Source organism: Streptomyces sp. NPDC007205, from assembly GCF_040634095.1.
GTDB lineage: Bacteria > Actinomycetota > Actinomycetes > Streptomycetales > Streptomycetaceae > Streptomyces.
The window spans coordinates 1-9,771 of the sequence record NZ_JBEYEW010000086.1 but is presented as its reverse complement, the minus strand read 5'-3'; the positions used below and the strand labels follow the sequence as shown (position 1 = coordinate 9,771).

Genomic DNA, 9,771 nt, shown 5'->3' with positions numbered 1-9,771 from the left:
GGTCGTGCCCGCCGGCACCGAGGACGTTGCGACGGTCATCGAACGTGGTCTGTCCCAGCTCTTCGACAGCACGTGACAAAGCGGCGACCATGAACTGCCAACGTCCTGGCCGGTGGGTGTTGTTACGTTGTTGGGGGTGTGATCGTCTGTTGGTGTGTCGGGGTGTGTCGGGCCTTCGCTGGGGGCTTGGGGCCAGGCTCCTGTGGGCAGACCGATGCCGGTGGTGATGTGGTCCCAGAGGGTGAAGTGGAGGAGTTTCTCGAAGCGGTGGGCGGCGGCGGTTGTCAGGTGGCGTGGGGGCCGGAGGTGGGGTGAGATGCCGCTGAACGCGGATAAGAACTTCTGGGCGGCTCCGGGTGAGCGGAAGCCTTTCATCGCACGTTCGCGTTGCCTGGTGGGCTGGTGGCTGTTCTCGCCCCCGGTTGTTCAGGCCCTTGCGTGAACGGTGCTCGACCGAGTGCGTGAGTTCGCGGTGCGCGCTTCCGTGGCTCTTCAGCTTGTCGGTCACCAGGACCCGGGGGACACGGGTCTGCTTCTTCATCAGCTCGGCCATGAACCGCTTGGCGGCTTTGGTGTCCTGCCTGGACTGGACGAGGATGTCCAGGACGTTGCCGTCCTGATCGACAGCCCGCCAGAGGTAGTGCCGCTCGCCGTTGATCTTCACGAAGACCTCGTCCAGATGCCACTGCTCCCGGCCCGCGGCCGGCGACGGCGCAGTCCGTTGGCGTAGGCCTGCCCGAACGTGTTGCACCAGCGGCGCACCGTTTCGTACGAGACGATCACGCCGCGCTGGAGCATCAGCTCCTCGACCTCACGAAACGACAGCGGGAAACGGAAGCACAGCCGCACACAGTGCGAGATGACCTCCGCCGGGTAGCGGTGACCCTTGTACGACGGTGCTCCGGCACCCACCAACAGACCCTCCGAGGCGACCAACCTGAAGATCTTCTCTCGGGCCCAGCTCAACGTGACAGCAACAGGGGTACCACCCAAAATGTAACGTGGGTGTACAGTAGAGTGATGTCGAGTACATATCCGATCGCTGAAGCCCGTACTTGCCTGGGTGACCTCGCGCGCCGTGCCGCCCAGCACGAGCACATCATTCTGACCGACCGCGGTACACCTGCTGCGGTCCTGGTCTCCCCGGCCGAGCTGGAGGACCTCGAGGACGCCCTCGCCATCGCCCGTCTGGAGCGTGACCGCGCCCTGGGTATCGTCCCCGCTCCCGTCCCGCACGCCGAAGCACGCCGCGCGCTCCTCGAAGCGGCTGGCCGGAGCGGGGCGGAGGCGTGAGCTGGACGGTCACGTGGGAGCCCGCAGCCCTCAACGAGGCGACCAGCTACCTCAAGGCCGATCCGGTAGGCGTGGACGCCCTGTTGGAGGCCGCCGACCGGCTTGCCGACGATCCAGCCCCTCAGGGCTCCCGGGCCTGGGGCACCAGTCATCGCAGGCTGCGCAGCGGCCCGTGGCGGATCCTGTACCGCATCGACACCGTGAACGACACGTTGCACATCGAACACGTCGGACATACCGGCTGAGAGGGCGTTCGAAGTAGGCAGAGTGCCCTTTTTGCCCTTACCTGCAGGTCGAGATGGCGGACCATCTCGGCTGCGAGGCGGGGGATCCGGCCGGGTGGGGCAGTGGGAACAACCGTAACGGCAGCTTCGAAAAGACGGTCATCACCATGGCGGGTCCGGTCACCCTCGAGGTGCCGCGGGACCGTAAGGGTGAGTTCGTCCCGCAGATCGCGTCGCAGGGGGCACGCCGTGTCCCCAGCGCTGGTGTCGAAGGTGGCCGACGTGATCGCGGACGAGGTCACCAGCTGGCAGAACCGGCCTCTCGACGCCGGGCGGTTTCTATCAGTGATTACGAATTAGCTGGTCAGTGGGTGTGTGAGCCATTGTTTCATGGCCTCCCTGCCCGCCATCGAGCACCACATCAACGAACTACGAGCAGACCGCGAAACCGCACTCGCCATGGGCGCAGCCGAGTTCGCCACCATCGCCCTCACCGCACAAATCACCGCCTACCAGCGCGTCATCGACCGTATGAACACACACCTGGCATCCCTCCCCGCCTCCGAACGCGCCCAGATCGAAGAGGCCAGCACCGTGCTGCGCAAAGCACGAGCAGGCGACAACCACACCTTCCTGCCCCTCACCACTGCCCGACCGAAAGACCCGCGATGAATCCCCGCGGCAACCCCGCCCCCCTCGCCGAAGCCAGACGCCGTCACAGTCTCGACAAACGAGCCCGTGTCCTCACCGTTCTCGCCACACTCGAGAAACAGGGAAAGCCGCTCACCTTCGCCGCAGTCGCCCGCGCGGCCTGAGTCTCCACATGGCTCACCTATGCCTCCGGCGTACGCGAGCACATCGAGGCAGCTCAACTCCGCCAAGCCCACAGCACCCCATCTGCCCCGGCAAGCCCACCAGCCCACTCAGCCTGCGCACCGAACTCGAAACCGCCCGGCAGGAAATCAAAGAACTCCGCGACGAACGCGACCGGCTCCAGGCAGCCTTGCGCCACCAGCTCGATGCCATCCACGCCCCCGACACAGCAACCAGAGCAGACCAGCTGAACGCCCTGAACCAGGACCTCACCCGCCAGCTAGAGGAAGCCGCCTCGGAGAACGCCACATGCCGCGCCCGCATTACTGACTTCGGCTCGTCAGGGTGAACTCTTCCGAAGTCCCTGATGGGCCTTGGGCGATGGCTGTACCCGTGGTGTGTGAGGTATGCGGATGGGGGCGGGCTGACCGCCGCGGAGCGGCGGCGCCGGGAGTCGGTACGGATGCAGGCGGCTGAGCTGTTCGAGCAGAAGATCAAGCCGTCGGAGGTGGCGTGGCGCCTGCGGGTGAGCCCGAAGTCGGCCTACCAATGGCATCAGTTGTGGCGGGATGGCGGCGTGCAGGCCCTGGCCTCCCGTGGCCCGAGCGGATCCCGATGCCGTCTGTCCCCGCGCTGTCTGGAGAAGCTGGCCGCCTATCTGGAGCAGGGTCCGGCCGCGCACGGCTGGGTGGAGGACCAGGTGTGGACCGCCGCTCGGGTGGCCACGCTGATCGGCAGGAAGTTCCACGTCTCGTACAGCGTCTCGGGTGCTCCATGCGTGAGCTGATCGCCGAACGTGAATGGCTGACGGTGTTCCTGTTGCCCGCGTACTCGCCCGACCTCAACCCGGTCGAGGGGGTGTGGGCGCACGTCAAGCGCAGTCTGGCCAATCTCGCCGTGGTCGCCCTGGACCGACTCGAAGCCCTCGTACGCAACCGGCTCAAGCGACTTCAGTACCGGCCCGACACTCTCGACGGCTTCATAGCGGGTACCGGCCTGACCCTCGACATTCTCGCGTCACCTTGAAGAGCCGAGGTCAGTAACGGCGAGGTCTGAAAACACCGCGCCGGCGGCCGCACGGGCCTCCCGGACGGCGACGCTCTGCGCCTGGGCGACCGGCAGCAGACGGACCCGGCTGCGCGCGTTGCCCCGACGCCGTTTTGCAACCAGGTTCGCGATCACCAACACGCTGCGCGGACACCTTGATTGCGTACCTGATCGTGAAAGTGGCCGTGTTTCCGCGCAGGCGGCGCCGCCCTCACTGGCCTGTGCCGATTTCAGGTGGGGGTTCATGAGCCCACGAGGTACGCCTTCTCCCTCCTCATCAGCGGAGCATCGGCGGGCCCCTTGATATAGGGGCCGCGCCAGATCACCCCGTGCTCCTGAAGGCTGGGGTACCACTGCCGCACTTTGTGCATCCGCACCGGCCACCGGTGGTGGTACACCCGCTTCGCCTCTTCCGCCCCGTCCGACGGCCGTGCAGAGGGCGCAGCGAGCCGGATAACCCGCACATCGGGGCGCGGCGGCACAGAGCCGTCACCGCCGTTTACCGCTGTGCGCACCCCGGATGCGGGTTGGGGCGGGCTGACGGCCGTGACGCCCTGGGCGATCAGCCGCCAGAAGGCGAACATGTAGCGGCCCGCAAAGTCGTCGTAAGGGTCCTCTACACGACCGCCGTCCCACTCCCCAATCTCGGCGACCGGCTCGAAACGCCACCGGGAGGCCTGGGTGAGGGCCTTCTGCAGCTGGCGGTGGCGCTCGGACAGATCCGCGAGCATCTCGCTGCTCTCCTCCGCCAGGCACGCATCACCCCGCATCCCGTACATGCCGTCCGGCATCAGTGGCGGCAGCGGGCTTCCGGACGCGCGCGCCTGGGAAACCGCCTCTCGCCATCCGGGCGGCTGCACGGGTCCGTCGCGGTCCATGAACGTCGCCACCCGCACGCCGGGGTACTGGGCGGTGGGCAGGATCTGGTGCTGGGTGATGAACTGCCAGCCGAAGGCCTTGGTGTCCGACAGGGAGCCGGTGCGGTTGACGACCACGAGGGGCTCGGGCAGCACCAGCAGCCCGGTGGCCATGAGGATGTTCCGGTCACGGTCCAGCGTGCTGACATCGGCCGGCTCGAGGGTGGCGGCCGCGGCCATGACCGCGGCGTGCGCGGCCGGGGAGATGACCAGGGCCTCCGCCTGCCGCAGCAGCTTCCCGATCTGACGTATCTGCCACGCGGCAGCCTCCCCGGGCTCCCGCGGCCACGGTGGCCGGTAGCCCTGCTTGCCCAGCGTCATCGACAGCGCCGCATCCCACTCCAGCCCCTCGGGCCGGTCGGGCATGTCCGCGAGATCGCTGTGCAACAGCACGCCGCGCAGTTCGGTAACGACATTGTTCATGTTGGAGGCCAGCGTCATCTGCACCCACGGGTTGCCGACCAGGCACCGCCTTGTCTGCTCCCGCAGGCGATGCGCAGCCCGCGCCGCGCCGACCGCCGTCCACTGCCCTGACTTGTCCCTGCTGCGCTCCCGCTTGCCCGGCTCGCCTTCCCCACCCCGTGGCCCCCTCCCACGATGCCCGATGGCAAAGCTGTACCCGACCCCCGCCCATACGACACGACGGAATCCGGACGGACGACGCGCTATGCCTCTCTCGGTCACCACACGTCGTCTGTATTCCAGGGCTCAGCGAGGCGGCCGGTGCGGTGCGGTGGAGCGGCATGGCGAGCGGGCGAGGGCGGCGATGGCTGCCGCGTTGGGGATCGAGCTGTTGCGCAGCTCGCCCAGGACCTGGTTGAAGGCGTAGCCGAGCTTGTGCGACAGCTGGATTTGCGAGCGCTGCAGAGAATTCAGCAGCAGCGCCAGCATGTCCTCGTAGGCGGTGCGAAGGGCGGGGAAGGCGCCGCGGCTGAGCTCGCGCATGGCCTTCGTCTGCCGCTCCACAGCCTCCGCGATACTCGGTCGACCCGCCGTGCGGGCGCGGCCTCCTGGTGCGCGGCGAGCGCGCGACGGTAGCCGGGCGAGGCAGTCTCCCGGGTGTGCACCGGCCCCGCGGGCGCGGCGGCGGGCGCCGGATCGGTATCGGCCAGCTCGAGCACCGGCACTGTGCCGGGTGCGAGGATCCGCAGGGCGTGCACGACCGTGCGGCTGGCCGACTCGTTGGCGGCCGCGATGACCGGGCCTGCTCCAAGCGGACCTTCGTCGCCCAGGCCGCCCACTCCGGGCACACGGTGAGCCGGCCGGAATCGGCGTCGTACCCGACAGCGGCGACGTGCCCGGCCAGCTCCGGTGCGATGGCCGCCCACCGCTCCCGCAGCGAAGCGCCGGCGGCCCCAGGCCCGCTCGATCACCAGCGCGCCGATCGCGGCACCAAGCCCCATCGGCTCGCGCCCGCCACGCCGGACCACCGGGTCGTGCGCGGCTTCGGCTGCGCCGTACGACCGCCGCCGTTCTTCTGCGCCGCCACCTTCGCAGCGCGCAGTGCGACGCGGGCCAGGTCGACGCCGCTGAGCTCCGGGTCCTCGGTCATCACGCCGCCTTCCCGGCCAGCTCCTGGACGCGGTGGACACCGCAGACGCTGCGGGACGGCAGGGCTTGCGGTTGCATGGCACGGTTCCGTCCTGGCCCGAGCAGGTCTCCTGCCTGGCCGGTGCGGCGGCGGGCGTGGGCACGACGGCTGCGCCCAGTGCAGCGGCTTCCTCGCGGCAGAGCTTGCACAGGCCGTCCTCGAGGGCGCGGCCGACGACGATGATCCGGGCGCCGCAGTCCCGGCAGGATCCGCGCGGCGGACCCTCCGGCTCGCGCGGCGCCGGGACCGGGCCCGGGTTGCGGATCGCGTCGTCCAGCACGCAGTCGGCGCAGCGTCCGGCCGGGCCGGGGCGGGTGTCGTGCTCGGGGCACAGGCCCTGCTCGATGCGCTGGGCACGCCGTCGGGCAGCGGCCTTGTCCTGGACGATCTCGGCACACACCTCGCAGTCCTTGCCGGTCGACCACAGGACACCGGCTTCGCAGTCCTGGTAGCCGCAGCCCCAGCGTGGCAGGGCCACCCCGAGCAGCCACCGGCCGGGGTCACGGATCTCCGAGATCATCACCTTGGCGAACCGGGCGGTCAGCCGGTGGTGCAGGCGTTCGGCGTCGGTGCCCTCACGCAGCTGGCGGCCCACCTCACGGGCGATCTGCCGGACGACGAAGTCGTTGGTCACCCGCTCCAGCAGCAGGTGGACCGGTTCCAGCACGGCGTAGATCTGCGGACTCATGGCCAGCTGCGGTCCGTCGTACGACGACCGCGCGGACCTCCTGCCCCTGCTGCGCTTTTCGGTATCCGGCTTCGAGGAGGAGGGCTGGCTGTTTCCACCCGCGCGAAGCGCGAGACCACCGCCGGCTTCCGTGCGCGCAGTCGCGTCAGCCGGGTTTTTCACGGTCCCCGTGCTCTCAACTACCGGTACCTCGCCTACGGCGGATGAGAAGAATGCGCGCTCGTCATCCGGTGAGTCAGTCCTAGGTGATTCCTCATTCGCGAGGGATCCCTCACCAACCGGAGAACCCGATCCCTCACCAACCGGGGAACTAACCGACTCCTGCGCACCACTGGTCACGGGCGCCTCAACAGCCCCGGCGACCGCCGTGCAGCCACCGTCCGGACGGCCCTCGGGAGCGATGTCGTGCGCGATGTACAGGTTGCGTCCCTGCGCCCCCGCACGCCGCTGCACCGTCACCCAGCGCGCCGCCTCCACCTCGTCCACGACCGCCGAAGCCGCCGTCACCGACAGTGGTTGACCCGCCTTCTGGCCCGAGTGGTGCCGCAGGCCGGCCGCAAGCTCCGCCTCCGTCAGCGCGATCCCTTGCGCCTGCGCATACGCGATCAGCGCGTACGCACGCAGCTGCCGGGGCGTGAGGTCCTCCGCGGCCGCCACCGGCAGCCACACGAACGCCTCCGTACGCGTCATCGCCCGCACCGTCCGCAGAGCCGACGTGCCCGTGCCGCCCGGAAGCGTCCGACGATCCGAGACCAGCTCCACCACACCATCCGGACCCGGACGGCGCAGCTGCGTCATCCCGCGTTCCACCGACGCCACCGACATCCCCAGATACGAGGCGATCGTCGACGACTTCGCCTGGCACCCCTCCGGACGCAGCCCGAGCGCCTTCACCTTCAAGTACACCGACAGCGCGACATCCGCGTACGCCGCCGACGACACCAAACGCATCGGCACCCGCACGCGCTGCCGCCGAACCGGCGCGCTCCCGTCCACGGCAGCGGCCGACGCCGCGACCGCGCTCACTGCACACCCCGCAGGGGCGTCAGAACATGATCCATCCGGCGACCCTGGACCAGGTCACCTGTGGACAGATTCCAGCGAGCGCCGACGGGGCTGTGGACAACCAAGGGCTGGACCCGTGTGAGGAGGCGTCCCGCCACGCGAAATGCGCAGCGATCCTGCTCCACGGCAGGACTTACCGGACGAATCGGGCTGTGAAATCGGTCAAGGCGGGATTTCGCAAACCCCCATACAGGGGCGAAACGGGTGTATGCGGGCTGGCCAAAGCCCAAGCGGTCATGCAAAATGACACCGCTCCTCTCTATGGGAGTGGGCACAACGAAGCCCCGACTCGGGCGCTTCGGGTTCTGGTGAGAACCGAGAGATGAACCGTTCGACCGGCTGCGAACCGGACGGACGATCCCTTCGGAGGGCCTGCGAAACCCTCCGGTGGCAGATGGGGCGCCAGCCGAGGTGACTGCGAATCACCTGGGAGCTGGACGCCCCGGGCGGCCAAACCGCCCGTCGACCTAACTCATGCCGCTCCCCTCAACCGAGGGGCAGACGGCTGCGCGCAGCACAAACACCCCACCGAAGGGCCAGCCTGCGATCACGCGCTGCTGGCACCACGGCGGGGTGCTGTGTGTCCGGGGCAGGGTACGGGTACCCTGATGCATGTCGATCACCTGGACCTGTTGGAGGGGTGGTCGGCTGGCCGCCGGACTCCTTCCACAAAAGTCCGTTGGCCCGCCCCCTCGACTTGCTACAGGTCGCGGGGGCCTTTTTCTTTTTGATACTCCCCTCCAGCGATCGACGAGATCCCCGGGGACCACGTGTCGTAAAGGCGTCCTGACGCGACTTCAGCGAGACCTCCCTTGTTGGCCGCTTGCGGAGATGAACGACCTCGTGAACAGCAAGTTCTGCCAATTCCACCAGGCTGCCTTGATAGCAAGGGCACTTCGCCAGAATCGTGCCGACCATCCCGCGGACGCGCAATGAGTTGTCCGCGCGGCCCGTTCCACGGGGAGCGCCGAAAATCACTCGGTGGGACATATACAGGTAACCGTGCGGTTGCCGGCTTGCCATCAGCGCTGCCTCGCCTTGCACCGAGGGCAATCAGCTGCTGCCGTCAGCCAGTCGCTCGATGACCATGACACATCGCTCCGAAACTCCCGACACTCGCACTCGTAATGGCAGTTCCACTCAGGGATGAGGCCGGTGCAGGCGTAGGGGAAGGGTCCTACGTGCGCAGCCGTGGTATGCCCACACCTGCACCGAGCGCCCTGGCCAGCGCCTTCGCGGGTCCATTCAGGTTTGCCGTCGGACAGCCGGTGCCCGTGTCCGGTGACAAAGCCCTGCTCCTCTGCGGAGGGGCCTTGACCCAAGGCCGGGGAGTTAGCCTGTTTGTGCTGGTGGCAAGGGGGTTGAGGTCCAGGCAGTGGCTGCGTAGAGGCCGGGCCCGAGTTTGTGGATGAGCCCGGTGTCGGCCCATCGGGAGAGCTGCCGATACATGGTGTGCAGGGTGATGTCGCCGAAGTGGGCGGCGATCTCCGCGGGTCTCCATAGGCGCGTCGGGTCGTCCTGCAGCAGGGCGAGAATCCGGTGTCGTCGGCGCTGCGCTGGGGCGGTGTAGCGGTCGTCGCGGGAGGTCGTGGGCAAAGGCGGCTGTTCGGGGCGGGGTTGGAGGACGGTGACGGTGAGGTCGGTGATGGTGCGGCTGTGATCGGGACGGCCGTCGTCGCGTCGCTCGCTGTAGCGGGACATCGGGGACTTGACCTTGCGGGTGCTGGTCCGGTGTCGGCGGGGCGCGAGGAGTCGGGCCAGCACCCGCTGGCCGATCAGCCCGAGGGAGCCGGGCTCCTCGGGGACGATCCCGATGGCCTGGACGACCTGGTCACGGGCGGTCTGGAGAGCCACGGTGAAGCAGCAACGATCGGGGTCGGTGCCGGGGATGGACTCGGCGGCCTCGACCATCACGGCCCGTAGGGCCTGGTAGAGCGTGAGCAGCGCCCACATCTCCTGTTCGAGGCCGGCGCGGTCGCCCGAGCGGAGGTTCCGGCCGGCCAGGATCGTGTGGCGGAGCGCGTAGTACGCGCTCTCGTGTTCCCAGCGCTCGTGATAGAGGTTGATCAGCGCCGCTGCGGGGTGCCGGCGGGCGTCGGTCAAGGTGGTGACCAGCCGGTAGAAGCCGCTGAA

At 68.6% G+C, this 9,771-nt stretch carries 8 protein-coding genes and 5 pseudogenes; 6 read left to right on the top strand and 7 right to left on the bottom strand.

What is annotated here, in order from left to right; all coding sequences use genetic code 11:
• Positions 1–228: 228 nt before the first annotated feature.
• Positions 229–912: pseudogene (locus tag ABZ624_RS40980) on the bottom strand (IS6 family transposase); the annotation flags it as partial.
• Positions 913–1,020: 108 nt separating this feature from the next.
• Between ABZ624_RS40980 and ABZ624_RS40975 the strand changes: the two are divergent.
• The 4 genes and pseudogenes from ABZ624_RS40975 to ABZ624_RS40960 all read left to right on the top strand — a co-directional run bounded on the left by ABZ624_RS40975 (position 1,021) and on the right by ABZ624_RS40960 (position 2,189).
• The gene (locus tag ABZ624_RS40975) at positions 1,021–1,293 is read left to right on the top strand and encodes a type II toxin-antitoxin system prevent-host-death family antitoxin (RefSeq protein WP_360100460.1); all 273 of its coding nucleotides are present in this window, start codon (positions 1,021–1,023) and stop codon (positions 1,291–1,293) included.
• Complete coding sequence (locus ABZ624_RS40970; RefSeq protein WP_360100457.1) at positions 1,290–1,538, top strand: type II toxin-antitoxin system RelE/ParE family toxin; 249 nt, start codon at positions 1,290–1,292, stop codon at positions 1,536–1,538. The genes ABZ624_RS40975 and ABZ624_RS40970 overlap by 4 nt, the downstream gene beginning before the upstream one ends.
• 41 nt (positions 1,539–1,579) lie before the next feature.
• Positions 1,580–1,838, top strand: a pseudogene (locus tag ABZ624_RS40965) (transposase); the annotation flags it as partial.
• Positions 1,839–1,907: 69 nt separating this feature from the next.
• Positions 1,908–2,189: a hypothetical protein gene (locus ABZ624_RS40960; protein WP_360100454.1), complete on the top strand. Its 282-nt coding sequence runs from the start codon at positions 1,908–1,910 to the stop codon at positions 2,187–2,189.
• Positions 2,190–2,385: 196 nt separating this feature from the next.
• Here ABZ624_RS40960 and ABZ624_RS40955 read toward each other — a convergent pair whose 3' ends face one another.
• A complete protein-coding gene (locus tag ABZ624_RS40955; RefSeq protein ID WP_360100451.1) occupies positions 2,386–2,547 on the bottom strand; it encodes a hypothetical protein in 162 nt (53 codons plus the stop codon).
• A gap of 183 nt (positions 2,548–2,730) precedes the next feature.
• Here ABZ624_RS40955 and ABZ624_RS40950 point away from each other — a divergent pair.
• A pseudogene (locus tag ABZ624_RS40950) lies at positions 2,731–3,102 on the top strand (helix-turn-helix domain-containing protein); the annotation flags it as partial.
• Positions 3,102–3,356 (top strand): annotated as a pseudogene (locus ABZ624_RS40945) (transposase); the annotation flags it as partial. The pseudogenes ABZ624_RS40950 and ABZ624_RS40945, both read left to right, overlap by 1 nt.
• On the opposite strand, the gene ABZ624_RS40940 reads toward ABZ624_RS40945, so the two are convergent.
• The 5 genes and pseudogenes from ABZ624_RS40940 to ABZ624_RS40920 form a co-directional block, all read right to left on the bottom strand.
• Positions 3,348–3,518 carry a hypothetical protein gene (locus tag ABZ624_RS40940; RefSeq protein ID WP_360100448.1) on the bottom strand — a complete coding sequence of 57 codons (171 nt, stop codon included), beginning with the start codon at positions 3,516–3,518 and terminating at the stop codon, positions 3,348–3,350. The pseudogene ABZ624_RS40945 and the gene ABZ624_RS40940 overlap by 9 nt on opposite strands.
• Positions 3,519–3,619: 101 nt before the next feature.
• Positions 3,620–4,717 carry a hypothetical protein gene (locus ABZ624_RS40935; RefSeq protein ID WP_360100445.1) on the bottom strand — a complete coding sequence of 366 codons (1,098 nt, stop codon included), beginning with the start codon at positions 4,715–4,717 and terminating at the stop codon, positions 3,620–3,622.
• Positions 4,718–5,002: 285 nt separating this feature from the next.
• Positions 5,003–5,185 (bottom strand): hypothetical protein, encoded by a 183-nt coding sequence (locus ABZ624_RS40930; protein ID WP_360100442.1) that lies wholly within the window; start codon positions 5,183–5,185, stop codon positions 5,003–5,005.
• Positions 5,167–7,530 carry a hypothetical protein gene (locus ABZ624_RS40925; RefSeq protein ID WP_360100439.1) on the bottom strand — a complete coding sequence of 788 codons (2,364 nt, stop codon included), beginning with the start codon at positions 7,528–7,530 and terminating at the stop codon, positions 5,167–5,169. Before ABZ624_RS40925 ends, ABZ624_RS40930 begins: the two co-directional genes overlap by 19 nt.
• Positions 7,531–8,970: 1,440 nt before the next feature.
• Positions 8,971–9,771, bottom strand: a pseudogene (locus ABZ624_RS40920) (IS4 family transposase); the annotation flags it as partial.